This is a genomic window from Pseudomonas sp. W15Feb34 (genome assembly GCF_023127765.1).
GTDB classification, from domain to species: Bacteria; Pseudomonadota; Gammaproteobacteria; order Pseudomonadales; family Pseudomonadaceae; genus Aquipseudomonas; species Aquipseudomonas synxantha_A.
The window spans coordinates 195001-221392 of record NZ_SPKN01000009.1; the positions used below are offsets into that span (position 1 = coordinate 195001).

The 26392-nt window shown below is 59.6% G+C and carries 26 protein-coding genes; 17 read left to right on the forward strand and 9 right to left on the reverse strand.

What is annotated here, in order from left to right; translation table 11 throughout:
* The first annotated feature begins 136 nt into the window (after positions 1-136).
* From E4O97_RS04880 to zapE, 3 genes are all read left to right on the forward strand, one after another.
* Positions 137-766 (forward strand): alpha/beta fold hydrolase, encoded by a 630-nt coding sequence (locus tag E4O97_RS04880; RefSeq protein WP_005784765.1) that lies wholly within the window; start codon positions 137-139, stop codon positions 764-766.
* Positions 767-782: 16 nt separating this feature from the next.
* On the forward strand, positions 783-2138 hold the full coding sequence (locus E4O97_RS04885; RefSeq protein WP_248160911.1) for a tryptophan--tRNA ligase: 1356 nt from the start codon (positions 783-785) through the stop codon (positions 2136-2138).
* Positions 2139-2217: 79 nt separating this feature from the next.
* Positions 2218-3312, forward strand: coding sequence for a cell division protein ZapE (gene zapE, locus E4O97_RS04890; protein ID WP_005784768.1), 1095 nt, complete (start codon positions 2218-2220; stop codon positions 3310-3312).
* 152 nt (positions 3313-3464) lie between these two features.
* Here zapE and E4O97_RS04895 read toward each other — a convergent pair whose 3' ends face one another.
* On the reverse strand, positions 3465-4361 hold the full coding sequence (locus E4O97_RS04895; protein ID WP_177327423.1) for a GlxA family transcriptional regulator: 897 nt from the start codon (positions 4359-4361) through the stop codon (positions 3465-3467).
* 244 nt (positions 4362-4605) lie between these two features.
* On the opposite strand from E4O97_RS04895, the gene E4O97_RS04900 reads away from it, so the two are divergent.
* A complete protein-coding gene (locus E4O97_RS04900) occupies positions 4606-5742 on the forward strand; it encodes an acyl-CoA dehydrogenase family protein (RefSeq protein WP_248160912.1) in 1137 nt (378 codons plus the stop codon).
* 113 nt (positions 5743-5855) lie between these two features.
* On the opposite strand, the gene E4O97_RS04905 is transcribed toward E4O97_RS04900, so the two are convergent.
* Positions 5856-6896: an NADP(H)-dependent aldo-keto reductase gene (locus tag E4O97_RS04905; RefSeq protein ID WP_032877805.1), complete on the reverse strand. Its 1041-nt coding sequence runs from the start codon at positions 6894-6896 to the stop codon at positions 5856-5858.
* 249 nt (positions 6897-7145) lie between these two features.
* Here E4O97_RS04905 and rplM point away from each other — a divergent pair, with 249 nt between their 5' ends.
* The 8 genes from rplM to E4O97_RS04945 all read left to right on the forward strand — a co-directional run bounded on the left by rplM (position 7146) and on the right by E4O97_RS04945 (position 12941).
* On the forward strand, positions 7146-7574 hold the full coding sequence (gene rplM, locus E4O97_RS04910; protein ID WP_003171742.1) for a 50S ribosomal protein L13: 429 nt from the start codon (positions 7146-7148) through the stop codon (positions 7572-7574).
* A 14-nt stretch (positions 7575-7588) separates the two neighbouring features.
* Positions 7589-7981, forward strand: coding sequence for a 30S ribosomal protein S9 (rpsI, locus tag E4O97_RS04915; protein ID WP_002555064.1), 393 nt, complete (start codon positions 7589-7591; stop codon positions 7979-7981).
* 265 nt (positions 7982-8246) lie between these two features.
* Entirely contained in the window at positions 8247-8840 is a 594-nt protein-coding gene (gene petA / locus E4O97_RS04920; RefSeq protein WP_032877804.1) for a ubiquinol-cytochrome c reductase iron-sulfur subunit, read from the forward strand.
* A complete protein-coding gene (locus E4O97_RS04925; protein ID WP_032877803.1) occupies positions 8840-10051 on the forward strand; it encodes a cytochrome bc complex cytochrome b subunit in 1212 nt (403 codons plus the stop codon). Before petA ends, E4O97_RS04925 begins: the two co-directional genes overlap by 1 nt.
* Positions 10051-10830 carry a cytochrome c1 gene (locus tag E4O97_RS04930; protein ID WP_032877802.1) on the forward strand — a complete coding sequence of 260 codons (780 nt, stop codon included), beginning with the start codon at positions 10051-10053 and terminating at the stop codon, positions 10828-10830. The genes E4O97_RS04925 and E4O97_RS04930 overlap by 1 nt, the downstream gene beginning before the upstream one ends.
* Positions 10831-10978: 148 nt before the next feature.
* A complete protein-coding gene (locus E4O97_RS04935) occupies positions 10979-11596 on the forward strand; it encodes a glutathione S-transferase N-terminal domain-containing protein (RefSeq protein WP_005784778.1) in 618 nt (205 codons plus the stop codon).
* 17 nt (positions 11597-11613) lie between these two features.
* Positions 11614-12033: a ClpXP protease specificity-enhancing factor gene (locus E4O97_RS04940; RefSeq protein ID WP_005784780.1), complete on the forward strand. Its 420-nt coding sequence runs from the start codon at positions 11614-11616 to the stop codon at positions 12031-12033.
* A gap of 158 nt (positions 12034-12191) precedes the next feature.
* On the forward strand, positions 12192-12941 hold the full coding sequence (locus E4O97_RS04945) for a FadR/GntR family transcriptional regulator (RefSeq protein ID WP_032877801.1): 750 nt from the start codon (positions 12192-12194) through the stop codon (positions 12939-12941).
* Positions 12942-13079: 138 nt separating this feature from the next.
* On the opposite strand, the gene E4O97_RS04950 is transcribed toward E4O97_RS04945, so the two are convergent.
* The gene (locus tag E4O97_RS04950) at positions 13080-14237 is read right to left on the reverse strand and encodes a hypothetical protein (RefSeq protein ID WP_032877800.1); all 1158 of its coding nucleotides are present in this window, start codon (positions 14235-14237) and stop codon (positions 13080-13082) included.
* 237 nt (positions 14238-14474) lie between these two features.
* Between E4O97_RS04950 and kdgD the strand changes: the two genes are divergently transcribed.
* The 5 genes from kdgD (at position 14475) to E4O97_RS04975 (ending at position 21102) form a co-directional block, all read left to right on the forward strand.
* Positions 14475-15386, forward strand: coding sequence for a 5-dehydro-4-deoxyglucarate dehydratase (gene kdgD / locus E4O97_RS04955; protein WP_005784786.1), 912 nt, complete (start codon positions 14475-14477; stop codon positions 15384-15386).
* A 54-nt stretch (positions 15387-15440) separates the two neighbouring features.
* Positions 15441-16886, forward strand: a complete 1446-nt coding sequence (locus E4O97_RS04960; protein WP_248160913.1) for an aldehyde dehydrogenase family protein — start codon at positions 15441-15443, stop codon at positions 16884-16886.
* A 171-nt stretch (positions 16887-17057) separates the two neighbouring features.
* A complete protein-coding gene (locus E4O97_RS04965) occupies positions 17058-18422 on the forward strand; it encodes an MFS transporter (protein WP_005784790.1) in 1365 nt (454 codons plus the stop codon).
* A gap of 10 nt (positions 18423-18432) precedes the next feature.
* Positions 18433-19986 carry a galactarate dehydratase gene (garD, locus tag E4O97_RS04970; protein ID WP_005784791.1) on the forward strand — a complete coding sequence of 518 codons (1554 nt, stop codon included), beginning with the start codon at positions 18433-18435 and terminating at the stop codon, positions 19984-19986.
* Between the two features lie 174 nt (positions 19987-20160).
* Positions 20161-21102 (forward strand): AEC family transporter, encoded by a 942-nt coding sequence (locus tag E4O97_RS04975; protein WP_005784792.1) that lies wholly within the window; start codon positions 20161-20163, stop codon positions 21100-21102.
* On the opposite strand, the gene E4O97_RS04980 is transcribed toward E4O97_RS04975, so the two are convergent.
* The 6 genes from E4O97_RS04980 to gatC form a co-directional block, all read right to left on the reverse strand.
* On the reverse strand, positions 21099-21479 hold the full coding sequence (locus E4O97_RS04980; RefSeq protein ID WP_032877796.1) for a carboxymuconolactone decarboxylase family protein: 381 nt from the start codon (positions 21477-21479) through the stop codon (positions 21099-21101). The two genes, E4O97_RS04975 and E4O97_RS04980, sit on opposite strands and share 4 nt — an antisense overlap.
* Positions 21476-22522 (reverse strand): calcium/sodium antiporter, encoded by a 1047-nt coding sequence (locus tag E4O97_RS04985; protein WP_177327422.1) that lies wholly within the window; start codon positions 22520-22522, stop codon positions 21476-21478. The genes E4O97_RS04980 and E4O97_RS04985 overlap by 4 nt, the downstream gene beginning before the upstream one ends.
* A 59-nt stretch (positions 22523-22581) precedes the next feature.
* Entirely contained in the window at positions 22582-22953 is a 372-nt protein-coding gene (locus E4O97_RS04990) for a septal ring lytic transglycosylase RlpA family protein (protein WP_005784798.1), read from the reverse strand.
* A 99-nt stretch (positions 22954-23052) separates the two neighbouring features.
* Positions 23053-24498 carry an Asp-tRNA(Asn)/Glu-tRNA(Gln) amidotransferase subunit GatB gene (gene gatB, locus E4O97_RS04995; RefSeq protein WP_005784800.1) on the reverse strand — a complete coding sequence of 482 codons (1446 nt, stop codon included), beginning with the start codon at positions 24496-24498 and terminating at the stop codon, positions 23053-23055.
* 10 nt (positions 24499-24508) lie between these two features.
* Positions 24509-25960, reverse strand: a complete 1452-nt coding sequence (gene gatA, locus E4O97_RS05000) for an Asp-tRNA(Asn)/Glu-tRNA(Gln) amidotransferase subunit GatA (RefSeq protein ID WP_032877795.1) — start codon at positions 25958-25960, stop codon at positions 24509-24511.
* 16 nt (positions 25961-25976) lie between these two features.
* Positions 25977-26264, reverse strand: coding sequence for an Asp-tRNA(Asn)/Glu-tRNA(Gln) amidotransferase subunit GatC (gene gatC, locus E4O97_RS05005; RefSeq protein ID WP_003188556.1), 288 nt, complete (start codon positions 26262-26264; stop codon positions 25977-25979).
* Positions 26265-26392 lie beyond the last annotated feature (128 nt).

Consider the following 26392-nt stretch of genomic DNA (forward strand, 5'->3'; position numbering starts at 1 on the left):
TCTATAAACGGCTTTGCTTTACGTTAACGGCTCAAACCTGCGCTGTATACCGCGATTAAGCTCGCAATGATGCCATGCACAGACTTTTAGCTAGACGAGTCGACCCCTTGAGAGGTCACGGAGTTCATCCTTGCTCATGCGTGAAACCCCCGTTTTGATCGATGGCCCGGTGGGCCAATTGGAAGCCTTGTACCTGGATCACCCCGAACCACGTGGCCTGGCGCTGATCTGCCACCCTAACCCGGTGCAGGGTGGGACCATGCTCAATAAAGTGGTGTCGACCCTGCAACGCACTGCCCGCGATGCCGGTTTGATTACTTTGCGTTTCAATTATCGTGGCGTCGGTGCCAGCGCCGGTACACACGATATGGCCAGTGGTGAGGTCGACGATGCCGAAGCGGCCGTCACCTGGCTGCGGGCAAAACATCCCGAACTGCCGATCACCTTGTTGGGTTTTTCCTTCGGAGGCTATGTCGCGGCCAGTCTCGGCGGCCGTCTGGAAGCCAAGGGTGAAAAGCTTGCGCACCTGTTTATGGTGGCTGCCGCCGTGATGCGCCTTGGCGATGCAGATGTGTTGCCCCAAGGCTGCCCGTTGACCCTGATCCAACCGGAAAGCGATGAAGTGGTCGACCCGCAATTGGTCTACGACTGGTCCGCCGCCCTGAAACGCCCCCATGAGTTGCTGAAAGTGGCAGAATGCGGACACTTTTTTCATGGCAAGCTGACCGATCTCAAGGATCTGGTGCTGCCACGCCTTTCGAATTGATGACAAGCGATCACCCATGACGACCCGTACCCGAATCCTCACCGGCATTACCACCACCGGCACGCCGCACCTGGGCAACTACGCCGGTGCGATTCGCCCGGCGATCCTCGCCAGCGAAGACGCGAATGCCGACTCCTTCTACTTCCTGGCCGACTACCACGCGCTGATCAAGTGCGACGACCCGCAGCGCATCCAGCGCTCGCGCATGGAAATCGCCGCGACCTGGCTGGCCGGTGGCCTGGATGTGAACCGTGTGACCTTCTATCGCCAGTCGGACATCCCGCAGATTCCCGAGCTGACCTGGCTGCTGACCTGTGTTGCCGCCAAGGGCCTGCTCAACCGCGCCCATGCGTACAAGGCGTCGGTGGACAAGAACGTGGAAAACGGCGAAGACCCGGATGCGGGCATCAGCATGGGCCTGTACAGCTACCCGGTGCTGATGGCGGCGGACATCCTGATGTTCAACGCACACAAAGTGCCGGTCGGCCGCGACCAGATCCAGCACGTGGAAATGGCCCGCGACATCGGCCAGCGTTTCAACCACTTGTTCGGCAACGGTAAAGAATTCTTCACCATGCCCGAGGCGCTGATCGAAGAAAGCGTCGCCACCTTGCCGGGCCTGGATGGCCGCAAGATGTCCAAGAGCTACGACAACACCATCCCGTTGTTCACCAGCGCCAAGGACATGAAAGACGCGATCTCGCGGATCGTGACCGACTCGCGTGCGCCGGGCGAAGCCAAGGACCCGGACAATTCGCACCTGTTCACCCTGTACCAGGCGTTCGCGACCAAGGCGCAGGAAGAAGAATTCCGTGGCGAGCTGCTGCAAGGCCTGGGCTGGGGCGAGGCGAAGAATCGTCTGTTCCAACTGCTCGATGGCCAACTCGGTGAAGCGCGCGAGCGTTACCACCAACTGATGTCGCGCCCCTCCGATATGGAAGACCTGCTGCTGGTCGGCGCCAAGAAAGCCCGTGCCGTGGCCGCGCCATTCCTCGCCGAGTTGCGTGAGGCGGTGGGCCTGCGTTCGTTCGTCAACCAGGCTGCGGCGCCGGCTGCCACCAAGAAAAAAGCGGCGAAGGCTGCGCGTTTTGTGAGTTTTCGTGAAGACGATGGCAGCTTCCGCTTCCGCCTGCTGGCCGCTGATGGTGAGCAACTGTTGCTGTCGCGCAACTTTGCCGATGGCAAAGCGGCTGGCGCTGTGACCAAACAATTGCAAAGTGGTGATGCGCTGGACGTGCGTGCGCAGGCTCTGAGCTTCAGCGTATGGCTGGACGGCGCCGCCGTGGCTGACAGTGCCGAGTACGCCGATCAAGCATCGCGTGACGCGGCCATCGAAGCCTTGCGCGCTGCGTTGACCCCAATCGAGGATTAACCCGACCAAGGGTTGATTGCCATTCTCCAGGGCCGTCGTTACAGTGTCGGCCCGTTTTTGTTGCCTTGCTAACGAAATTATGACGCCCCTAGAACGATATCAAGCTGATCTGAAACGCCCTGAATTCTTCCATGACGCAGCCCAGGAAAATGCTGTGCGTCATTTGCAGCGCCTGTACGACGATCTGGTCGCGGCCTCGCAAAGCAAACCAGGGATGTTCAGCAAGCTGTTTGGCAAGAAAGATCACACGCCGGTCAAGGGCCTGTACTTCTGGGGTGGCGTCGGCCGGGGCAAGACTTATCTGGTAGACACCTTCTTTGAAGCGCTGCCATTCAAGGAAAAGGTCCGTACTCACTTCCACCGCTTCATGAAGCGCGTGCACGAAGAGATGAAAACCCTGCCGGGCGAGAAAAACCCGCTGACCATCATCGCCAAGCGCTTCTCCCAAGAAGCGCGGGTGATCTGCTTCGATGAGTTCTTCGTCTCCGACATCACCGACGCCATGATCCTTGGCACGCTGATGGAAGAGCTGTTCAAGAACGGTGTGACCCTGGTGGCCACGTCGAACATTGTGCCTGACGGCCTGTATAAGGACGGCCTGCAGCGTGCGCGCTTCCTGCCGGCCATTGCGCTGATCAAGCAGAACACCGATATCGTCAACGTCGACAGCGGCGTCGATTACCGCCTGCGCCACCTGGAGCAAGCCGAGCTGTTCCACTTCCCGCTGAACCAAGCGGCGCACGACAGCCTGAAAAAAAGCTTCCGCGCCCTGACGCCGGAATGCACCCAGGCGGTGGAAAACGACAAGCTGATGATCGAGAACCGCGAAATCATCGCGTTGCGCACCTGCGATGACGTGGCCTGGTTCGAGTTCCGCCAGCTGTGCGACGGCCCGCGCAGCCAGAACGACTACATTGAGCTGGGCAAGATCTTCCACGCGGTGATCTTGAGCGGCGTCGAGCAGATGGGCGTGACCACCGACGATATTGCGCGGCGGTTTATCAACATGGTCGACGAATTCTACGACCGTAACGTCAAGTTGATCATCTCGGCGGAAGTCGAGCTCAAGGACCTGTACACCGGCGGCCGCTTGAACTTCGAATTCCAGCGCACCTTGAGTCGCCTGCTTGAAATGCAGTCCCACGAGTTCCTGTCGCGCGGACACAAGCCTTAATCAATCTCCAGCTCAATGGAGATCCAATGTGGGAGGGGGCTTGCTCCCGATTTCGGAGTGTCAGTCACTGTAGATGTGACTGACCCAGCGCAATCGGGAGCAAGTCGAATCGTCGCACCGCCCCTCCCACTTTGTTTTCTGTGTTCCTTCAGTTAGGCGGCTTGCTGAAATTGCTGGCGATACTGGTTCGGCGACAACTCCGTGTGCTGCCTGAACAACCGCGCAAAGAAACTCGCATCGTCGTAACCCACCTCATAACTGATGGTCTTGATGCTCTTGCGGCTGCCTGAGAGCAGGCCCTTTGCCGTCTCGATGCGCAACCGTTGCAGGTAATGCAGCGGCTTGTCACCGGTGGCGGTCTGGAAGCGCCGCATGAAGTTGCGGATGCTCATACCGTGTTCCCGGGCGACGTCTTCGAAGCGGAACTTGTCGGCGAAGTGTTCTTCGAGCCAGTGCTGGATCTGCAGGATGATCACGTCCTGGTGCAGCTTCTGGCCGCCAAAACCGATACGCCCCGGCGAATAGCTGCGCTGCACCTCATAGAGGATGTCGCGGGCCACGGCCTGGGCGATGTTGGCGCCGCAGAAGCGTTCGATCAGGTAGATGTAGAGGTCACAGGCCGAGGTGGTGCCGCCGGCGCAATACAGGTTATCGGCATCGGTCAGGTGCTTGTCCTGGTTGAGCTGCACCTTGGGGAAGCGCTCGCTGAAAGCATTGAAGAACCGCCAGTAGGTGGTCGCCTCCTTGCCATCGAGCAGCCCGGCTTCGGCCAGCCAGAACACCCCGGTGGCTTCACCGCACAGCACGGCGCCGCGGGCATGTTGTTCGCGCAGCCACGGCAACACTTGCGGGTAGCGGGTGCACAGGGCGTCGAAGTCGTCCCAGAAGGCCGGCAGCACGATGATATCGGCATCCTCCAGGCCGCCGTCCACCGGCATGATCACATCGCTGAAGCTGCGCACGGATTGCCCGTCGGGGCTGACCAGGCGCGTATCGAACCCTGGGGTCAAGCCCAGGCCCTGCTGTTTACCGTAACGCAGGCTGGCCAGATGGAAGAAATCCTTGGCTTGCATGAGGGTGGAAGCGAATACCCGATCAATGGCCAAAATGCTGACGCGCCGCAGGGGCGTGGAGATTTGGTTAGACATAATTTCATTTATTCTTATAGGGGAAAGTGGTCACCAGACGGCTGGATCGTCTTATTTTTTGTCGCATGTGTCCAGTGTCCCGTGACGCCATCGGGGCATAGGCTCTGTGGGCTCGTCCTTGTCCGACAATCCACGCAGGTGACCCATGATCCCCAGAACCTTGTTCAGCTCGGAGCACGAACTCTTCCGCGAGAGCGTGCGCACCTTCCTCGAAAAACACGCCGCGCCCTTTCATGGGCAATGGGAAAAGCAGGGCTATATCGACCGGAGCCTGTGGAACCAGGCGGGGGAGGCGGGCATGTTGTGTTCCCACCTGCCGGAGGAATATGGCGGCCTGGGCGCAGATTTCCTCTACAGCGCGGTGGTGATCGAAGAAGTCAGCCGCCTGGGGTTGACCGGCATCGGCTTTTCTCTGCACTCGGATATCGTCGCGCCCTACATCCTGCATTACGGCAGTGAAGCGCTTAAGCACAAATACCTGCCCAAGTTGATCTGCGGGGAGATGGTCACGGCAATTGCCATGACCGAGCCGGGCGCCGGTTCCGACCTGCAAGGGGTCAAGACCACGGCAGTGCTGGACGGCGATGAGTACGTCATCAACGGCTCCAAGACCTTTATCACCAACGGTTACCTGGCCGATCTGGTGATCGTAGTCGCCAAGACCGATCCCAAGGCCGGCGCCAAGGGCACCAGCCTGTTTCTGGTGGAGGCTGGCACGCCCGGTTTCGACAAGGGCAAGCGCCTGGAGAAAGTCGGCATGAAGGCCCAGGACACCTCGGAGTTGTTTTTCCAGGACGTGCGGGTGCCCAAGGAAAACCTGCTGGGCCAGGCCGGTATGGGCTTCGCATACCTGATGCAGGAACTGCCTCAAGAGCGTTTGACCGTAGCGATAGGCGCACTGTCTTCAGTCGAAGCGGCATTGCAATGGACCCTGGATTACACCCGCGAGCGCAAGGCGTTCGGCAAGGCGATTGCCGACTTCCAGAACACCCGATTCAAGCTGGCCGAGATGGCCACCGAGATTCAGATCGGCCGTGTGTTTGTCGACAAATGCATGGCGTTGCACCTAGAGGGCAAGCTGGACGTGCCGACAGCGGCGATGGCCAAGTACTGGGCCACGGACCTGCAATGCAAGGTGCTCGATGAGTGCGTGCAGTTGCACGGCGGCTACGGCTTCATGTGGGAATACCCGATTGCCCGGGCCTGGGCGGATGCGCGGGTGCAGCGCATTTATGCGGGAACCAATGAGATCATGAAGGAGATTATTGCGCGGGCACTTTGATTGTCTGGTGCTCTTGATGGCCTCATCGCAGGCAAGCCAGCTCCCACATTTGACGGTATTCACAGATCAACATGTGGGAGCTGGCTTGCCTGCGATGGCGGTCTGAAGGTCAATCAAGGCGCGGGGTTTGGATGATCCTTTTGAATCGCCTCAATCCCTTCCAACACCTCTTTCGACAGTTTCAACTCGGCACTGGCAATGTTGCTATCCAACTGTTCCAGCGACGTAGCCCCAATGATATTGCTGGTCACAAACGGCTGCTGTGTCACAAACGCCAGGGCCATCTGCGCCGGGTCCAGGCCATGTTCCCGCGCCAATGCCACATAGCGGCTGCACGCCGCCTCCGACTGCGGGTTGAAGTAACGGCTGAACCGGCTGTACTCGGTCAGGCGTGCCTTGGCCGGCCGTGCGCCGCCTTCGTACTTGCCGCTGAGCATGCCGAACGCCAGCGGTGAGTAGGCCAGCAAGCCGCACTGCTCACGGATGGCGATTTCCGCCAGGCCCACTTCAAAGCTGCGGTTGAGCAGGTTGTACGGGTTCTGGATCGACACCGCGCGCGGCCAGCCACGGGCTTCGGCCAGGGCGAGGAACTTCATGGTGCCCCATGGGGTTTCGTTGGACAGGCCGATGTGGCGGATCTTGCCGGCCTTGACCTGTTCATCCAGGGCTTCGAGGGTTTCTTCCAGCGGGGTGAGGTCGTCTTCGTCCTTGTGCTTGTAGCTCAGTTGGCCGAAGAAATTAGTGCTGCGTTCCGGCCAGTGCAGTTGGTAGAGGTCGATCCAGTCGGTCTGCAGGCGCTTGAGGCTGGCGTCGAGCGCCTGGGTGATGTGCTTGCGGTTGTGACGCAGGTAGCCATCGCGGATGTAGTCGATGGTGTTGCCGGGGCCGGCGATCTTGCTGGCGAGGATCCAGTCGGCGCGGTCGCCACGGCTTTTGAAATAGTTGCCAATGTAGCGTTCGGTGGTGGCATAGGTGTCGGCCTTGGGCGGTACCGGGTACATTTCTGCGGTATCGAGGAAGTTGATCCCCGCGCCCTTGGCCCGTTCGATCTGCGCGAAAGCCTCTGCCTCGCTGTTCTGCTCGCCCCAGGTCATGGTGCCCAACGCGATGGCGCTGACGTTCAGATCGGTGCGGCCCAGCTGTCGGTAATCCATCGGGTACTCCTTCGGGGGAAAACAATCATAAAAGCAGGTTGAATTTTTTTTCGCAATCTGCATAATTGCCCACCTCTTTCTGCAGTGGAAGTGATGCGCCGCCTGCCGAAGAATCTTGCCGTTGAACGGACGCGCCGACCCGAGCCCCCGATAGCGTCTGTATCCGGCTGCCTTTGACTTGTCAAAGTACGCACTATTCAGTAAGATCCGCCGTCTAATTTACAGGGCGGCCCCTGAGGCTATTAAAGAATGACAACTTTTACTGCAAAACCGGAAACAGTTCAGCGCGACTGGTTTGTCGTCGACGCCGCTGGTCAGACCCTGGGTCGTCTGGCCACTGAAGTCGCCAGCCGTCTGCGTGGCAAGCACAAGCCTGAATACACCCCGCACGTTGATACCGGTGACTACATCGTGATCATCAACGCTGAGCAGGTACGTGTTACCGGCAACAAAGCGCAAGACAAAATGTACTACCGTCACTCCGGTTTCCCAGGCGGTATCAAGTCTTCCAACTTTGAAGGCCTGATCTCCAAGAAGCCTGAAGCCCCGATCGAAATCGCGGTCAAAGGCATGCTGCCGAAGGGCCCACTGGGTCGCGATATGTTTCGCAAGCTGAAAGTCTATGCGGGCGCTGTACACCCTCATGCTGCTCAGCAGCCCCAAGAACTGAAGTTTTAACGGAATAGTTCATTATGTCGGCGACTCAAAATTACGGCACTGGCCGTCGCAAAACCGCAACCGCACGCGTTTTCCTGCGTCCGGGCACTGGTAACATCTCGATCAACAACCGCTCCCTGGACAACTTCTTCGGTCGCGAAACTGCCCGCATGGTAGTTCGTCAGCCGCTGGAATTGACCGAGACCGTTGAAAAGTTCGACATCTACGTCACCGTTATCGGTGGCGGTGTAAGTGGTCAAGCTGGCGCAATCCGCCACGGTATCACTCGCGCTCTGATGCAGTACGACGAAACCCTGCGTGGCGCTCTGCGCAAAGCTGGCTTCGTTACTCGCGATGCTCGTGAAGTTGAACGTAAGAAAGTCGGTCTGCGTAAAGCGCGTAAGCGTCCGCAGTACTCGAAGCGTTAATTCGCTTTACGTTCCAGAAAACGCCCAGCCTCCTCACGGAGCTGGGCGTTTTTTATTGCCTGCGATTTATGCACATTTTTCGCCGTGACAACTTGCCACATCCGTAGACCCCCTATACTACAAGGCCTGAGGGCGGAGGCCCGGGCAATTCCCTTGTCATACGTGGGGCTTTTCATTACCATCCGTCAAAATTTTTATAAGTAAAGATTCAACACTTAGTAGACGCCTGATTTAACAGGCCAAAAAGCTGATGGGAGAGGACTGAATGAGCAATGACGGCGTGAATGCAGGCCGGCGTCGCTTCTTGGTAGCAGCCACATCCGTGGTGGGTGCTGCAGGAGCGGTGGGGGCTGCGGTCCCGTTCGTGGGGTCATGGTTTCCCAGTGCCAAGGCGAAAGCCGCAGGTGCACCGGTGAAGGTGAATGTCAGCAAGATCGAGCCAGGTCAGCAGATGATTGCTGAATGGCGCGGCCAGCCGGTTTTCATTGTTCGCCGTACCGAGGAAATCCTGGGGAATCTGAAAAAGATCGAAGGCCAGTTGTCTGACCCGAAATCCGAAAATTCCGATCAGCCCGCCTACGCCAAGAACGAAATGCGTTCGATCAAGCCAGAGATCCTGTTGCTGGTTGGTCTGTGTACCCACTTGGGTTGCTCGCCTACCTTCCGCCCGGAAGTGGCCCCTGTCGATCTGGGCAAGGATTGGGTCGGTGGTTATTTCTGCCCCTGCCACGGCTCGCACTACGACCTCGCTGGCCGTGTCTACAAATCCCAGCCTGCTCCATTGAACCTGCCCGTGCCTCCGCATACCTACGAAACTGACGACCTCATAGTCATTGGCCTCGACAAGGAGAACGCGTGATGAGCAAGTTCATGGATTGGGTGGATGCGCGCTTCCCCGCCACCAAAATGTGGGAAGACCATCTCAGCAAATATTACGCGCCAAAAAACTTCAACTTCTTCTACTTCTTTGGCTCCCTGGCCTTGTTGGTGCTGGTCAACCAGATCGTCACCGGCGTGTGGTTGACGATGAGCTACACCCCGTCGGCGGAAGAGGCCTTTGCTTCCGTCGAATACATCATGCGCGACGTCGAGTACGGCTCGATCCTGCGCCTGCTGCACTCCACAGGCGCGTCAGCGTTCTTCATCGTCGTCTACATGCACATGTTCCGTGGCCTGCTCTACGGTTCGTACCAGAAGCCGCGTGAGCTGGTGTGGGTGTTTGGCATGTTGATCTACCTGGCGCTGATGGCCGAAGCCTTCATGGGCTACCTGCTGCCATGGGGCCAGATGTCGTACTGGGGCGCCCAGGTGATCATCTCGCTGTTCGGTGCAATCCCGGTGATCGGCAACGACCTGACCCAGTGGATTCGTGGCGACTACCTGATCTCCGGCATCACCCTGAACCGCTTCTTCGCCTTGCACGTGGTGGCCCTGCCGATCGTGATCCTGGGCCTTGTGGTACTGCACATCCTGGCACTGCACGAAGTGGGTTCCAACAACCCTGATGGTGTGGACATCAAGAAGCACAAGGACGAGAACGGCATCCCGCTCGACGGCATTCCATTCCACCCTTACTACACCGTGAAAGACATTGTCGGCGTAGTGGTGTTCCTGTTTGTGTTCTGCTCGATCGTGTTCTTTTTCCCGGAGATGGGTGGTTATTTCCTGGAGAAACCTAACTTCGAACAGGCCAACGCCTTCAAGACGCCCGAGCATATTGCCCCGGTCTGGTACTTCACGCCGTTCTACGCGATCTTGCGTGCGATCCCCGACAAACTCATGGGCGTGATCGCCATGGGCGCAGCCATCGCGGTGCTGTTCGTGCTGCCGTGGCTCGATCGGAGCCCGGTCAAGTCGATGCGCTACAAAGGCTGGCTGAGCAAGATCTGGCTGTGGGTGTTCTGCATTTCGTTCGTGATCCTGGGCGTGCTGGGCGTGCTGGCGCCGACCCCCGAGCGTACGTTGCTGTCGCAGGTCTGCACCTTCCTGTACTTCGCCTACTTCATTCTGATGCCGTTCTATACCCGGCTCGAGAAGACCAAACCGGTTCCGGAAAGGGTGACTGGCTGATGAAAAAATTATTCGTTGCATTCGTGCTTGCGGCTCTGCCGCTACTGTCCTTCGCCGCCGAGCATGGCGCGCAGCTGGAAAAAGTCGATATCGATGTGTCTGACAAGGCCGCCATGCAGGATGGGCTGCGTACATTCACCAACTACTGCATGGGTTGCCACAGCGCCAAGTTCCAACGTTACGAGCGTGTCGCCGATGACTTGGGCATCCCCCATGAAGTGATGCTCAGCCACGCGGTGTTCACTGGCGCGAAGATCGGCGACCACATGAACACCGGCATGCAACCGGCCGATGCCAAGGCCTGGTTCGGCGCCGCACCGCCCGACCTGACCCTGGTGGCCCGCGTGCGCGGCACCGACTGGCTCTACGGCTACCTGAAATCCTTCTACGAAGACCCTGCGCGCCCGTATGGCGTGAACAACAAAGTCTTCCCGAACGTCGGCATGCCGAACGTTCTGGTCGGCCTGCAGGGGCGTCAAGTGGTAGGATGCAAGCAGGTTCAGGTCGTTGAAGACGGCAAGAAGCAATATGATCCGTTGACCGGTACGCCTCTGACCCATGAAGCATGCGATCAACTGACCATCGTGCCCAAGACCGGTACGCTGAACGAAGAGCAGTTCGACGAGAAGGTCAAGAACCTGGTGACCTTCCTGGCCTACTCGGCCAACCCGGTCAAACTGCAGCACCAGCGCATCGGTACGTACGTCTTGCTGTACCTGGCTTTCTTCTTCGTATTCGCTTATCTGCTCAAGCGCGAATACTGGAAGGATGTGCATTGATCCAACCGTAAGCAATTGCTGTTAATCTTGCGCGCCCAGCGGCATCTCTGAACACGTAACGCCTGGTTTGACCGGACGTTACAGAGATGCTCTCTGGGCGCGCTCGTTTTTGAGCTTTCGATAATTTCAACAAGCGAGGAGGACCGCCATGGGCGTGACCAATCGGTTGGCCTGTTACTCCGACCCCGCCGACCACTATTCCCACCGAGTACGCATCGTGCTCGCAGAGAAGGGTGTCAGCGCCGAGATCATCAGTGTGGAGGCGGGCCGTCATCCGCCGAAACTGATCGAAGTGAACCCTTACGGCAGCTTGCCCACCCTGGTCGATCGTGACCTGGCGTTGTGGGAGTCAACCGTGGTGATGGAATACTTGGATGAGCGTTACCCGCATCCGCCTTTGCTGCCGGTGTACCCGGTAGCGCGTGCCAACAGCCGCCTGCTGATCCATCGGATCCAGCGTGACTGGTGCGGGCTGGTGGATGTCATTTTGGATTCGCGTTCTAAGGAAGCCGCTCGGGTGCAGGCGCGCAAGGAATTGCGCGAAAGCCTGACCGGTGTTTCGCCGCTGTTCGCTGATAAACCTTTTTTCCTCAGTGAGGAACAAAGCCTGGTGGATTGCTGCCTATTACCCATACTCTGGCGCTTGCCGATCCTGGGCATTGAACTGCCACGGCCGGCCAAGCCGCTGCTTGATTACATGGAGCGCCAATTTGCGCGTGAGGCTTTCCAGGCGAGTCTGTCTGGTGTCGAACGCGATATGCGCTAAGGCTTAAGGAGCCGTTGATGAACTCCAGTCGACCTTATTTGGTCCGCGCGCTCTATGAGTGGATTGTGGACAACGATTGCACACCGCACATGCTGGTCAATTCCGAGTTTCCCAAGGTGGATGTGCCACAGGGTTTCGCCAGCGACGGACAAATCGTGCTGAACGTATCGCCCAGTGCCGTGCGCCATCTGCACATGGACAACGAAGCGGTGAGCTTTGAAGGGCGTTTCGGTGGCGTACCACATACGCTGTTCGTGCCGATTGGTGCCATCCTCGGGATCTACGCCCGGGAGAATGGCCAAGGCATGGTGTTCGATCTGGAGTCGCCTTTCGAGGACGACGAAACGATCGACGGTGAAGGCGGTGATGATCTACCGCCACCGGACAGCGAGCCGCCGCGTCCTAGCGGTCGGCCGAGCTTGAAAGTGGTGAAGTAGGCGGATTTTGCCTTCAGACCCCTCTGAAAAATGCCTCGACGTTTGTCGGGGCATTTTTTTGCGCGAAGGATATGGATGAAAGTCGCGCCACAACGGTGATCGTACAACCACCATGGGCTATGATGCGGTCTTCAGTTCGCCGAGAAAGATGGTTCATCATGGAAAACGCCAGCGCCGCTCCACGTCTGCCCCGCAAGCGCCGCAGCCTTGCCCAGGAATTGGTCACGGTGTTGTCCGAGCAGATCCGCGATGGCCAGCTCAAACGCGGCGATAAACTGCCTACCGAGTCGGCGATCATGGACGCCCACGGCGTCAGCCGCACCGTGGTGCGCGAGGCCATCTCGCGCTTGCAGGCGGCGGGGCAGGTCGAGACCCGCCATGGTATCGGCACCTTTGTGTTGGACACGCCCAGCCCTAGCGGTTTCCGCATTGACCCGGCCACCGTGGTGACCTTGCGTGATGTGCTGGCGATTCTGGAGCTGCGTATCAGCCTGGAAGTAGAGTCGGCGGGCCTTGCCGCCTTGCGTCGCAGTGATGCACAACTGGCCGCCATGCGTGCGGCCCTTGATGCGCTGAATGAAAGTGCGGCCCACGCTGGCGATGCGGTGGCGTCAGACTTTGCCTTCCACCTGGAAATTGCACTGTCTACCGGCAACCGCTACTTCACCGACATCATGACCCACCTGGGTACCAGCATCATTCCGCGTACCCGCTTGAATTCGGCGCGCTTGGCCCATGATGACCAACAGCATTACATGAGCCGCCTGAGTCGCGAACACGAAGAAATCTATGAGGCAATTGCCCGTCAGGATTCGGATGCGGCGCGGGCGGCCATGCGTCTGCATTTGACCAACAGCCGTGAGCGGCTGCGCCATGCCCATGAAGAGGCAGAAGCGCAGCGCGGCTGAGGTTTGCCATATCCCGTGTGGGAGCTGGCTTGCCTGCAATAGCGGTGTGTCAGTCATTGAGTTTGTTACTGAACCAGTGCATTCGCAGGCAAGCCAGCTCCCACATTTGATCTCCATTATCTGGAGTACCGGGCCTGTTTAGCTGGCGGGTTGATTGGGCTTGTAGTCTTTGAGCAACAGGTACGTACTCCACCCCCACCAATCATTGGTCCAGTGTTTGTCGTTCAGGTCATTGACGTCCTTGCGCCGCAGCACCTTGTCCCCCTCCATCTTGAACAACGGCGAGAAGTTATTCGCCGGGTTTTGCGCGGCGTTCAGGTCGGGCACATACAGCGGTGCCTTGAAGCTGGCCGGGGAGGGCGCGACGCCGCTGATGAAGGTTTCGAAGATTTCGTCTGCCGAAGCCTGCACCGCACGTTTTACCTGCACGCGATTATCGGCGTCGATGCTGTCGAAGTAGCGCTTGTCGCCGTAGGCATGCCACTGATCACCCATGGCATTACGCACCTTGAGCCCGAACTTGCTGTCTTCGTCGTGCATGAAGCGGCTGATCAGCGAGCCCAGTTCACCTGGCGTCACAACGGCTGCCAACTGTTTGCGCGGCACTCGCAGGTGCCCGGCAGAAAACAGGTCGGTCAAGAAGTGATCAGCGAAGCTGTTCATCGCATAGGCCAGTTCCAGGGCCTGGTCGGTACCCGTCTGGTGGGCCACAACGGCTTGTTGCAGCGCCGCCGTGTGACCGGCCAGGTACGCGGACAAGGCCCACTCACCGAAGTGATCGGCATTGTCCGCTGCCAGCTTGAGGTAGCGTCCCAAGGGAATCAGGGCCGAAACAGCGCTGCCGCCACCCGTGATGCGGTTCCACTCCTCCGACAACGTATCACCCAGTGCGTCGTAGGCTTCATGGGGTTGTTTGCCATCCTTGATCGCCTGCTTGACGGCGTTGATTTCCTTTTGCATCACCGCCAGGATCTTCTGCGCCTCTTCCCGTGAGGCGGGCAATACGGCGAGAGAGTTGAAGGCTGCAGTGAAACGTTGCACGCGCTCGGCCGCAGAGGCGCCATCGCTGATGGCTTGGCCGGGGATGCCATAGAAATCGCCACCCAAAGCGATCACTTGGCCGTAGGTCAGCGCGAGCCCGTTGGGCAGATGCAATTGCACCTGGTGTGCAGGAATCGCCGCAGCGTCCTTGGCGAAGCGCAGCAGGGTTTCATCGCCGATGGCGGTGTGTTCACCCCCTTCAAAACGCAGGGTTGGCGGGAGTTTCTCGGGTACTGCTAGTTCAAGACCTGACATGTTAGCTCCTTGCTATGTCGTGGGAATCTTCCTTTTTAACTGTATGTATATACAGCTAAAGTTACTATAGGTGAGAAATTTCCTACGTCAAGAGTTGCAATCCACACGTCAGGTGCGAGCGGAGGCTCAACGAATTGCAGTTGACGAATCTTTTTATAGTTGTACGATGACGTACGACATCATCAAAACCAACAACAACGCTTTCCTCAGAAAGTCTTCGCCCAGGGTGTTCGAATAATGAATCCACAAGAACTGAAGTCCATCCTCTCCCACGGTCTGCTGTCTTTCCCGGTGACCGATTTCAACGCCCAGGGTGACTTCCACCAGGCGGGCTACATCAAGCGCCTCGAATGGCTAGCCCCTTACGGCGCCACCGCGTTGTTCGCAGCCGGTGGGACGGGTGAGTTTTTTTCCCTCGCTGCCAGCGAATATTCCCAAGTGGTAAAAACCGCCGTGGACACTTGCGCGTCCAGCGTGCCGATTCTTGCCGGTGTGGGCGGTTCGACCCGCCAGGCCATCGAGTACGCCCAGGAGGCGGAACGCCTCGGTGCCAAAGGCTTGCTGCTGCTGCCGCACTACCTTACCGAAGCCAGCCAGGACGGGGTTGCTGCCCACGTTGAAGCGGTGTGCAAGTCGGTCAAGATCGGCGTGGTGGTTTACAACCGCAATGTCTGCCGCCTGACCGCGCCGCTGTTGGAGCGTCTGGCCGAACGTTGCCCGAACCTGATCGGCTACAAGGATGGCCTGGGTGATATCGAGCTGATGGTGTCGATCCGTCGCCGCCTGGGTGACCGATTCAGCTACCTCGGCGGCCTGCCGACTGCAGAGGTTTACGCCGCGGCCTACAAAGCCCTTGGAGTGCCGGTGTACTCCTCGGCGGTGTTCAACTTCATCCCGAAAACCGCCATGGATTTCTACCACGCCATTGCCCGCGAAGATCACGTCACCGTCGACAAGATCATTGATGACTTCTTCCTGCCTTACCTGGACATCCGTAATCGCAAAGCCGGGTACGCAGTGAGCATCGTCAAGGCCGGCGCGAAAATTGTCGGGTATGACGCCGGCCCGGTGCGTACGCCGCTGACCGATCTGTTGCCGGAAGAATACGAAGCCCTGGCCGCGCTGATCGACAAGCAAGGCGCGCAATAAATTATCCACAAGGCCGCTGAGCAATCAGCGGCCTTTTGCGTCAGGAGAAGATTTGTGTCCCAAGCAAAGCGTTTCGAAAACTACATCAACGGTGAATGGGTAACCGGCGCCGACTATTGCACCAATATCAACCCGTCTGATTTGTCCGATGTCATCGGCGAATACGCCAAAGCGGACGTGGCCCAAGTCAACGCGGCCATTGACGCGGCCCGCGCCGCTTTCCCGGCCTGGTCCACGTCCGGTATCCAGGCGCGCCACGACGCGCTGGATAAAGTCGGCAGTGAAATCCTTGCCCGTCGCGAAGAGCTCGGCACCTTGTTGGCCCGGGAAGAGGGCAAGACCCTGCCCGAAGCCATCGGCGAAGTGACCCGCGCCGGTAATATTTTCAAGTTCTTCGCCGGTGAATGCCTGCGCCTTTCAGGTGATTACGTGCCCTCGGTGCGTCCGGGCGTCAGCGTTGAAGTGACTCGCGAAGCCCTTGGCGTGGTGGGGCTGATTACTCCATGGAATTTCCCGATTGCCATTCCCGCGTGGAAAATCGCCCCGGCCCTGGCCTATGGCAACTGCGTGGTGATCAAACCTGCGGAGCTGGTGCCGGGTTGCGCCTGGGCCCTGACGGAGATCATTTCTCGCGCTGGTTTCCCTGCTGGTGTGTTCAACCTGGTGATGGGCAGCGGTCGTGTCGTCGGTGACGTGTTGGTTAACAGCCCGAAAGTCGATGGCATCAGCTTCACCGGCTCCGTTGGCGTGGGTCGTCAGATCGCCGTCAATTGTGTGTCGCGCCAGGCCAAAGTGCAGTTGGAAATGGGCGGCAAGAACCCGCAGATCATCCTCGATGACGCCGACCTCAAGCAGGCGGTGGAGTTGTCGGTGCAGAGCGCGTTCTATTCCACCGGCCAGCGTTGCACCGCGTCGAGCCGCTTGATTGTCACGGCGGGGGTCCACGACCAGTTTGTCGCCGCCCTGGCCGAGCGCATGAAGTCGATCAGGGTCGGCCACGCTTTGAATAGCGGCACCGACATTGGCCCGGTGGTGTCCCAGACCCAGTTGGACCAGGACATGAAATACATCGACATCGGCCAGAGCGAAGGTGCGCGGCTGGTCAGCGGTGGCGGCCTGGTGACCAGCGACACCGAAGGCTATTACCTGGCGCCGACCTTGTTTGCCGACAGTGAAGCGGCGATGCGCATCAGCCGTGAAGAAATCTTCGGCCCGGTGGCCAACGTGGTGCGTGTGGCTGACTACGAGGCGGCGCTGGCCATGGCCAACGACACTGAATTCGGCCTGTCGGCGGGTATCGCCACTACGTCGCTGAAGTACGCCAACCACTTCAAACGCCACTCCCAGGCCGGGATGGTGATGGTCAACCTGCCGACGGCGGGTGTGGACTACCACGTTCCATTCGGTGGCCGTAAGGGCTCATCCTACGGTTCGCGTGAGCAAGGTCGCTATGCGCAAGAGTTCTACACCGTGGTGAAGACCAGCTATATCGGGTCGTAATACGCAGCATCCTGTGGCACTGGCTTTATGTGGGAGCTGGCTTGCCTGCGATAGCATCACCTCGGTCTTGCTGACACACCGAGGTGTCTGCATTGCGGGCAAGCCCGGCTCCCACAGGAAAAACAAAAAATCATTACCCGCAAAAAAAATAATTAGTGGGAGTACCTCTTCATGCAAGCGACCAAGCCGACCCATGTCCGCTATTTGATCCTGCTCATGCTGTTTCTGGTGACCACGATCAACTATGCCGACCGCGCTACTATCGCCATCGCCGGCTCCAGCCTGCAAAAAGACCTCGGCATCGACGCGGTCACCCTCGGTTACATCTTCTCCGCATTCGGTTGGGCTTACGTGGCCGGGCAAATTCCTGGCGGCTGGCTGCTCGACCGCTTCGGCTCGAAAAAAATCTACGCCTTGAGCATCTTCACTTGGTCGCTATTCACCGTGCTGCAAGGCTATGTCGGTGAGTTCGGCGTCTCCACCGCCGTAGTGGCGCTGTTCATGTTGCGCTTTATGGTGGGCCTGGCCGAGGCGCCGTCGTTTCCGGGCAATGCCCGTATTGTTGCGGCGTGGTTTCCTACGGCTGAGCGCGGCACCGCATCGGCAATCTTCAATTCGGCGCAGTACTTCGCCACGGTGTTGTTTGCGCCATTGATGGGCTGGATCGTCTACCGCTTCGGCTGGCAGCATGTGTTTATCGTGATGGGCGTGATCGGCATCGTGTTCTCGCTGATCTGGCTGAAAGTTATCCACAGCCCGCGCCAGCATCCGATGATCAACGAGGCCGAGTTCAACCACATCGCTGCCAACGGCGCGATGGTCGACATGGATCAGGACAAGGGCAAGGGTAAGAAAACTGATGGGCCGAAGTGGGATTACATTCGCCAGTTATTGACCAACCGCATGATGCTCGGCGTGTATCTGGGCCAGTACTGCATCAACGGCATCACCTACTTCTTTCTGACCTGGTTCCCGGTGTATCTGGTGCAGGATCGCGGCATGACCATTCTCAAGGCTGGTTTTATCGCCTCGTTGCCGGCGATCTGCGGCTTTATCGGCGGTGTGCTCGGCGGGGTGATTTCTGACTACCTGCTGCGTAAAGGCCACTCGCTGACCTTTGCACGCAAGGCGCCGATCATTGGTGGCCTGCTGATCTCCAGCAGTATCGTGGCCTGCAATTACGTGGACATCGAATGGATGGTGGTGGGCTTCATGGCCCTGGCGTTCTTCGGCAAAGGCGTTGGCGCACTGGGTTGGGCGGTAGTGTCCGACACCTCGCCGAAGCAGATCGCCGGCCTCAGTGGCGGCCTGTTCAACACCTTCGGTAACCTGGCGTCGATCACCACGCCGATTGTCATTGGCTACATCATCAGCACTACCGGCTCGTTCAAATGGGCCCTGGTGTTCGTCGGCGCCAACGCGCTGGTCGCAGTGTTCAGCTACCTGGTGATTGTCGGCCCGATCAAGCGCGTGGTGCTCAAAGAGCCGCCCGCCAAAGGCCCTGAGTTGACCAACCTTTCCCAAGCGCATTCCTGAGGTTCGTGTGATGCAGTTGATTGAACATGCCGACTCGCCGCGCTCGATCCGTTTGCACGAGCGCGACAATGTGGTGATCGTGGTAAACGACCAGGGTGTGCCGGCGGGGACCGAATTCCCCGACGGCCTGGTCACCGTGGAGTTCATACCCCAGAGCCACAAGGTCACACTGGAAGATATCCCCGAGGGCGGCCGGATTATCCGCTACGGTCAGACCATCGGTTACGCCCTGGCTCCGATTCCGCGTGGCAGTTGGGTGCAGGAAGATCAGCTGCGCATGCCCACCGCGCCACCGCTTGACAGCTTGCCGCTGTCCACCGAGGTGCCTGAAACCCAGGCACCGCTGGAGGGGTTCACCTTCGAGGGCTATCGCAATGCCGACGGTACCGTGGGCACGCGCAATATCCTCGGCATCACCACCACCGTGCAGTGCGTTACCGGCGTGCTGGACCACGCAGTCAAGCGCATCAAGGATGAGTTGCTGCCCAAGTATCCCCACGTCGATGATGTGGTGGCGCTGACTCACAGCTACGGCTGCGGCGTGGCGATTACGGCGACGGATGCCTATATCCCGATCCGCACCGTGCGCAATCTGGCGCGCAACCCGAACCTGGGCGGTGAAGCCCTGGTGATCAGCCTGGGCTGCGAGAAATTGCAGGCCGGCCAGGTGATGCACGATAACGACAGCTCGGTGGACTTGAGCGAGCCGTGGTTGTATCGCCTGCAGGATTCCAGCCATGGCTTTACCGAAATGATTGAGCAGATCATGGCGCTGGCCGAGGTGCGCTTGAAGAAACTCGACCAGCGCCGTCGGGAAACCGTGCCGGCCAGCGAGCTGATCCTGGGTATGCAGTGCGGTGGTAGTGATGCGTTTTCCGGTATCACCGCCAACCCGGCGCTGGGGTATGCCTCGGACTTGTTACTGCGGGCCGGCGCGACGGTGATGTTTTCCGAAGTGACTGAAGTGCGCGATGCGATTTACCTGCTGACTTCCCGGGCGCAGAACCAGGAGGTTGCCCGGGAACTGGTCAGGGAAATGGACTGGTATGACCGTTACCTGGCCAAGGGTGAAGCAGACCGCAGTGCCAATACCACGCCGGGCAACAAGAAGGGCGGGCTGTCGAATATTGTCGAGAAGTCATTGGGCTCCATCGTCAAGTCCGGCAGCAGCGCGATCAACGGCGTGCTCGGCCCCGGCGAGCGCTTGAAGGGCAAGGGCCTGATTTTTTGCGCCACCCCGGCCAGTGATTTTGTGTGCGGCACCTTGCAACTGGCGGCAGGGATGAACCTGCATGTATTCACCACCGGGCGTGGCACGCCGTACGGGCTGGCGATGGCGCCGGTGGTCAAGGTGTCGACCCGCACCGAGCTGGCCCAGCGCTGGCCGGACCTGATCGATATCGACGCCGGGCGCATTGCCACCGGGCGCGCGAGCATCGAGGAGCTGGGCTGGGAGTTGTTTCACTTCTACCTGGACGTGGCCAGTGGCAGGAAGCAGACGTGGGCGGAGCATCACAAGTTGCATAACGACATCACGCTGTTCAACCCGGCGCCGATTACCTGAGACCGAGTCGCCTGCATCGGGAGCAAGCCCCCTCCCGCATTGGTCCGCATTTCAACAGAATGAATGCGTTCAAATGTGGGAGGGGGCTTGCTCCCGATAGCGGTAGACCAGACGACACGGGCTGCATGGCTTATCATTAGCCAACTAACGACGCCCACCAAGGTTCTCCCCGGCATGCTGGCAATCTTCCTTACCACCCTCACCATCACCGCGCCGGTGTTTGCCATGCTGTTTCTGGGTGTGCTGCTCAAGCGCATCAACTGGATCAACGACAACTTTATCCACACCGCGTCGTCCCTGGTGTTCAACGTCACCATGCCGGCGCTACTGTTCCTGGGCATCCTGCATGCCGACCTGCACGCGGCACTCAAGCCGGGTTTGCTGATCTATTTTGCCGTCGCCACCCTGGCGAGCTTTGCTTTGGCCTGGGGCTGGGCGATTTTTCGCTGCAAGCGTGAAGACCGGGGCATTTACACCCAGGGTGCGTTTCGCGGCAATAACGGGGTGATCGGCCTGGCGCTCGCCGCCAGTATGTACGGTGACTACGGGATCTCCCTGGGCGCAATCCTCGCGGCGCTGGTGATCCTGTTTTACAACACGCTGTCGACCATTGTGCTGGCGGTGTACAGCCCGGTGATCAAGTCCGACCCGTGGAGCATTTTCAAGAGTGTGGTGGCTAACCCACTGATCATCAGCGTGATCGTTGCTGCGCCGTTCGCGTACTTTCAGATCAGCTTGCCCGGCTGGTTCGAAAAGTCCTTGCAGTACCTGTCGGATACCACACTGCCGTTGGCGTTGATTTGCATCGGCGGCACCTTGTCCATGGCCGCGCTGCGCAAGAGCGGCAACATGGCGTTGAGTGCGAGCCTGATGAAGATGATCTGGTTGCCGGTGATCGCAACCTTGGGCGCTTGGTTGCTGGGCTTTCGCGGGCCGGAGCTGGGGATTCTGTTCCTGTACTTCGGCGCGCCGACAGCCGCGGCCAGCTTCGTGATGGCCAGGGCGGCGCAAGGCAATCATGAGCTGGCGGCGGCGATTATCGTGATCACTACGCTGATGGCGGCGGTGACCACCAATATCGGGATTTTCGTATTGCAGGCGGGTGGCTGGATCTAGGCGTCTTTCTGGTAGCTTTCGATCACTTCCTGCGCCGCCCGAAAGGCATCAATCGCCGCCGGCACACCGGCATACACCGCGCAATGCAGCAGCGCTTCGCGAATCTCGTCTACCGTGCAGCCATTATTAAGTGCACCGCGCACGTGGCCCTTGAGTTCCTGCGGGCATTTGAGGGCTGTCAGGGCGGCGAGGGTGATCAGGCTGCGGGTCTTGAGCGGCAAGCCTTCGCGGTTCCAGACAGCGCCCCACGCATGTTCATTGACGAAATCCTGCAGCGGCTGGGTGAACGCCGTGGCATTACCCAGGGCGCGGTCGACGAATGCATCGCCCATGACTTGGCGTCGTACCTCAACTCCGGGTTTTTTCTGATCGGTCATTTCGATTCCCTCTTGTGTTGGCGGTGCCAGGCGCGCACAGAGGTGAACAACAGCAAAGCCACCAACGCCGGCAGGACGTAATACAGCATCAATTGTTCAAGCTTGTTGGCCAGGGGCATACCGGTGGTGAACGCCATTACGTGCAGCCCGTACGCCAGGTACAACCCCAGCAGCACCAGCCCTTCGATACGCGTCACGCGGTAGCCGGTATAAAACACCGGCAGGCACAGGACGATGGCACCGAGCATCACCGGCAAATCGAAGTCCAGGGCATTGGGTGATACCGACAGCGGCGACGGCGCCACCAGCGCGGTAAAGCCCAGCACTCCCAGCAGGTTGAACAGGTTGCTGCCGATCACGTTGCCCACCGCAATTTCCCGCTCGCCGCGCAAGGCGGCGATCAGCGATGTGGCAAGGCAGGGCAGCGAGGTGCCCACGCCGATGAGCGTCAGGCCGATGACGCGCTCCGACAAGCCCAGGTCGCCCGCCACTTCCACCGCGGCGCCCAGCAACAAATGCCCGGCCAGTACCAGCACCAATAGCCCGGCGAACATCAGTAACGCGCTGCTCAACCAGGGTGCCTTGGCCACGGTGTCCAGGGTGCGCGGGCGGCGTGAATGACGCGTCTGGTGGTGCAGCACGCCAAGGTAAGCTACCAGCGCCACCAGCAGCAAAACACCATCGAGCGGTGTCAGCACTTCATTGGCGGCCAGGATAAACACCAGCAGACCGGCGAAGATCATCACCGGGATATCCACACGCACCAGTTGCCGCGAGACCCGCAGCGGAATGATCAGCGCCGACAGGCCCAGGGTGACGAGGATATTGAAAATGCTGCTGCCAATAACGCTACCCACGGCGATATCGGTATTGCCGGCCAGCGTGGCCTGGAGGCTGACGGCCATCTGCGGCGCGCTGCTGCCGAAGGCGACAACGCTCAGGCCGATGATCAGCGGTCGCACTTTGAGGCTGGCCGCCAGGCGCACGGCGGCGCGTACCAGGATCTCGGCGCCGACGATCAACAGCAGCAAGCCGCCGACCAGTTCGAGCAGGCTCCAGGGCGAAAGGGCGTTCAATCCGAAAATACTCAAGGCAGCCTCAATCAGTTGTTCAGGGCTTGCACGCGAACCCGTGCGGTGCCGCTGCCCAGCATACGCAGTTGCTCGGCAGCCTTGCGGGAAACGTCGATCAGGCGCCCACGGGTGTGCGGGCCGCGGTCATTGATGCGCACCACGACCGATCGGTCGTTGTTCAGATTGGTCACTTTGACCCGCGTACCGAAGGGCAGGCGCCGATGCGCAGCGGTCAAGGCGTTCTGGTTGAAGGGTTCACCACTGGCGGTTCTTTTGCCATGGTGTTTGGCGCCGTAATAGGAGGCGGTGCCGGTTTCGTCGTAACCGTTGGGGTCGATGAGACCGCTGGCGCAACCGGCCAGCAGGGAGGACAAGGCCAGGAGGCCGAGTAGACGTTTCATTGTCAGGACATCCCCAATAAAAAATGTGGAGAGGGAGCAAGCCCCCTCCCACACAGGTTGGAGCCAGACCTTGAAGTCTGCTCCAACCATTCACCGCAATCAGCCTTCGAGCTTGCTTTTAAGCAGTTCGTTCACCTGTTGCGGGTTGGCTTTGCCCTTGGAAGCTTTCATGGCCTGGCCGACAAAGAAGCCGAACATCTTGCCGCGCTTGGCTTCGTCTGCGGCGCGGTATTGCTCGACCTGTTCGGCATTCGCCGCGAGCATTTCATCGAGTACGGCCGAAATCGCGCCGCTGTCGGTGACTTGCTTGAGACCACGCTTCTCGATGATCTCGTCGGCGTTGCCTTCACCCGCGGCCATCGCTTCGAACACCGTCTTGGCGATTTTGCCGGAGATGGTGTTGTCCTTGATGCGCAGCAGCATCCCGCCCAATTGTTCGGCAGTTACAGGCGCTTCGTCGATTTCCAGGCCCTGTTTGTTCAGCAGGCTGCCCAGTTCGACCATCACCCAGTTGGCCGCCAGCTTGGCGTCGCCGGCAATGCTCACGACTTTTTCGAAGTAGTTGGCTTGTTCACGGCTGGAGGCCAGCACGCTGGCATCGTAGACCGACAGGCCGAACTGCTCCTGGAAGCGCTCGCGTTTTTGCTGCGGCAGTTCCGGCAGGGTGGCGCGGATGTCGTTGAGGAACGAATCTTCCAGCACCACCGGCAACAGGTCGGGGTCGGGGAAGTAACGGTAGTCGTTGGCTTCCTCCTTGCTGCGCATGGCGCGGGTTTCGTCTTTGTTCGGGTCGTACAGGCGCGTTTGCTGGATCACCTTGCCGCCGTCCTCGATCAATTCGATCTGGCGACGCACTTCGCTGTTGATCGCCTTCTCGATGAAGCGGAACGAGTTGACGTTCTTGATCTCGCAGCGGGTGCCGAACTCAACCTGGCCCTTTGGCCGGATCGACACGTTGCAGTCGCAACGCAGCGAGCCTTCGGCCATGTTGCCGTCGCAGATGCCCAGGTAGCGCACCAGCGCGTGGATGGTCTTGACGTAGGCCACGGCTTCCTTGGCGCTGCGCATGTCCGGTTCGGAGACGATTTCCAGCAGCGGCGTGCCGGCACGGTTCAGGTCGATACCGGTGGCGCCGGGGAATTCTTCGTGCAGGCTCTTGCCGGCGTCTTCTTCCAGGTGCGCACGGGTTACGCCGACACGCTTGATGGTGCCGTCTTCCAGCGGGATGTCCAGGTGGCCCTTGCCGACGATCGGCAGTTCCATCTGGCTGATCTGGTAGCCCTTGGGCAGGTCCGGATAGAAGTAGTTCTTGCGTGCAAACACGTTGTGCTGGCCGATCTCGGCGTCAATCGCCAGGCCGAACATCACCGCCATGCGCACCGCTTCCTGGTTCAGCACCGGCAGCACGCCGGGCATGCCCAGGTCGACCAGGCTGGCCTGGGTGTTGGGCTCAGAGCCGAACGTGGTGGCGCTACCGGAGAAAATCTTCGATTGGGTGGCGAGCTGGGTATGAATCTCCAGCCCGATCACAACTTCCCATTGCATAGTGTTCTCCTCAGAAGCCGGTAGGGGTGCGGGTGTGCCAGTCGGTGTGCAACTGGTACTGGTGCGCCACATTGAGCAGGCGGCCTTCCTGGAAATACGGGGCGAGCAATTGCACGCCAACCGGCAAGCCGTCGACGAAACCGGCGGGCATGGACAAGCCCGGCAGGCCCGCGAGGTTGGCGGTAATGGTGTAGAGGTCTTCCAGGTACTCGGCGATCGGGTCGCCGGTCTTGGCGCCGATTTTCCAGGCCGGGTTCGGCGTGGTCGGGCCGAGGATCACGTCGACTTCTTCGAAGGCGGCCATGAAATCGTTCTTGATCAGGCGACGGATTTTCTGCGCCTTGAGGTAGTACGCGTCGTAGTAGCCGGCGGACAGGGCATAGGCACCGACCATGATCCGGCGCTGGACTTCACTGCCGAAGCCTTCGCCACGGGAGCGTTTGTACAGGTCGGTGAGGTCTTTCGGGTTCTCGCAGCGATAGCCGAAGCGCACACCGTCGAAACGCGACAGGTTGGAAGACGCCTCTGCCGGCGCGATCACGTAATAGGCGGGAATCGCGTGCTGGTTGTTCGGCAGGCTGATTTCCTTGATCACGGCGCCTAGCTTTTCCAGCTCTTTGATGCTGTTTTGCACCAGATCGGCGATACGCGGGTCGAGGCCGGCGCTGAAGTACTCTTTCGGCACGCCGATGCGCAGGCCCTTGAGCGAGGTATTCAGGCTGGCGCTGTAGTCCGGCACGGGCTCATCGATGCTGGTGGAGTCCTGTTTATCGAAGCCTGCCATGCCTTGTAACAATATTGCACAGTCTTCGGCGGTGCGTGCCAGAGGGCCGCCCTGATCCAGGCTTGAGGCGTAGGCGATCATGCCCCAGCGGGAAACGCGACCGTAGGTCGGCTTCAGGCCGGTGAGGTTGGTGAACGCGGCGGGCTGGCGGATCGAACCGCCGGTGTCGGTAGCCGTAGCGGCGGGCAGGAAGCGTGCGGCCACGGCCGCAGCCGAGCCACCGGACGAGCCGCCGGGCACGTGCTCAAGGTTCCACGGGTTTTTCACCGCGCCGTAGTAGCTCGACTCGTTGGCCGAACCCATGGCGAATTCGTCCATGTTGGTCTTGCCCAGGGTCACAGCCCCGGCGGCGGCCAGCTTGGAGACCACGGTGGCGTCGTAGGGCGCCTTGAAGTTGTCGAGCATCTTCGAGCCGCAGCTGGTGCGAATGCCCTGGGTGCAGAAAAGGTCCTTGTGGGCGATGGGGGCGCCCAGCAGAGGGTTGTTTTCACCGTTGGCGCGACGTGCGTCGGCCGCCTTGGCCTGGCTCAGGGCCAGCTCTTGGGTGAGGCTGATGAAGCTGTTGACCTTGGGATCGTGCTCGGCGATGCGCGCAAGCAGGGTCTTGGTCAGCTCTTCGCTGGAAAACGTTTTGTCGGCGAGACCGCGGGCGATCTCGGCCAGAGTCATGTGATGCATGAAAGGCTCTTTCCCTTTAGTCGATGACTTTCGGAACCAGGTACAGGCCGTTTTCGACCGCTGGCGCGATGGACTGGTAGGCCTCGCGGTTATTGCGCTCGGTCACGACGTCTGCGCGCAGGCGCTGACTGGCTTCCAGCGGGTGAGCCAGGGGCTCGATGCCGTCGGTATTGACGGCCTGCATTTGGTCAACCAGCCCGAGAATGCTGTTCAGGGCTGCGGTGGTCTGTGGAAGATCGGCGTCATTGAGGCCAAGCGAGGCCAGATGCGCGATTTTTTCCACGTCGGAGCGTTCAAGCGCCATGGGATTCTCCAGTGGAAAACAGAACGGAAGGCGTCCGTGTGTTAGATTGTCGGAACACTACCGCATTTCTACGGTCATATGGCCGCGATTGTGGGGGTTGGTGCACAGAAAGTCGGCCAATTTAGCAC